Source organism: Hephaestia mangrovi (assembly GCF_019880555.1).
Classification (GTDB): Bacteria; Pseudomonadota; Alphaproteobacteria; order Sphingomonadales; family Sphingomonadaceae; genus Sphingomonas; species Sphingomonas mangrovi.
Genome location: NZ_JAINVU010000022.1, coordinates 1 through 1,074 on the forward strand (window position 1 = coordinate 1; position 1,074 = coordinate 1,074).

At 68.1% G+C, this 1,074-nt stretch carries 1 protein-coding gene; it reads left to right on the top strand.

Annotation, left to right across the window (positions count from 1 at the left end):
- Position 1 precedes the first annotated feature (1 nt).
- Positions 2–1,074, top strand: a 1,073-nt coding sequence (locus K7G81_RS17640) for an acyl-CoA dehydrogenase family protein (RefSeq protein WP_255587297.1), incomplete at its 3' end; no start/stop codon positions are given.

Below are 1,074 nucleotides of genomic sequence, written 5' to 3' on the forward strand. Positions count from 1 at the left end.
GCTGGACCCCGAGACATTTGCTGCGCTGATCGAGGCGGTGCGGCGCTTCGTTGCCGAACGGCTCCGTCCGCTCGAGGCCGAGGTCGAGGCGGAGGACGCGATTCCGCAAGCGGTGATCGCCGAGATGCGCGACATGGGCCTGTTCGGCCTGTCGATCGCCGAGGAGTTCGGCGGGCTCGGCCTGACGATGGCCGAGGAAGCGCGGGTCGCGATCGAATTGGGCCGCACCACGCCGGCCTTCCGCTCGGCGTTCGGCACCAATGTCGGGATCGGCAGTCAGGGCCTCGTCATGGCCGGCACGCCCGAACAGAAAGCCGCATGGCTGCCCAAGATCGCCTCGGGCGAGATCATCACCAGCTTCGCGCTGACCGAGCCCGATGTCGGCAGCGATTCAGGCGCGGTGAAGGCCCGCGCGGTGAAGGATGGCGATGTCTATCGCCTGTCCGGCACCAAGCGCTACATCACCAATGCCGACAAGGCCGATCTGTTCACGGTAATGGCGCGCACCGGCGAGGAGCCGGGCGGCCGCGGCGTTTCCGCCTTCCTGGTGCCGCGCAACCTGTCCGGCGTGTCGATCGGCGAGCCCGAAAAGAAGATGGGGCAGAAAGGCGCCAAGGTCGCCGACGTCAATTTCGACGACGTCGCCGTCCCCGTCGCCAATCGGCTCGGCGCCGAGGGCGAGGGGTTCAAGATCGCGATGAAGGTGCTCGATCGCGGCCGGCTGCACATCGCCGCAGTCTGCGTCGGCGTCGCCGAGCGGCTGCTCGCCGATTGCGTCGCTTATGCCGGCGAGCGCAGGCAGTTCGGCAAGCCGATCGCCGAGCATCAACTCATCCAGGCGATGCTGGCCGATTCGAAGACCGAGGCGCTCGCCGCCCGGGCGCTGGTGCTGGAAACCGCCGCCGCCAAGGATGCGGGTCGCGACGTTGTCCTCGAATCCTCCGCCGCCAAGCTGTTCGCCAGCGAGATGGTCGGCCGCGTCGCCGATCGCGCGGTGCAGATTTTCGGCGGGGCGGGCTATATCGCCGATTATGGCATCGAGCGGCTGTACCGCGACGTGCGGCTGTTCCGCAT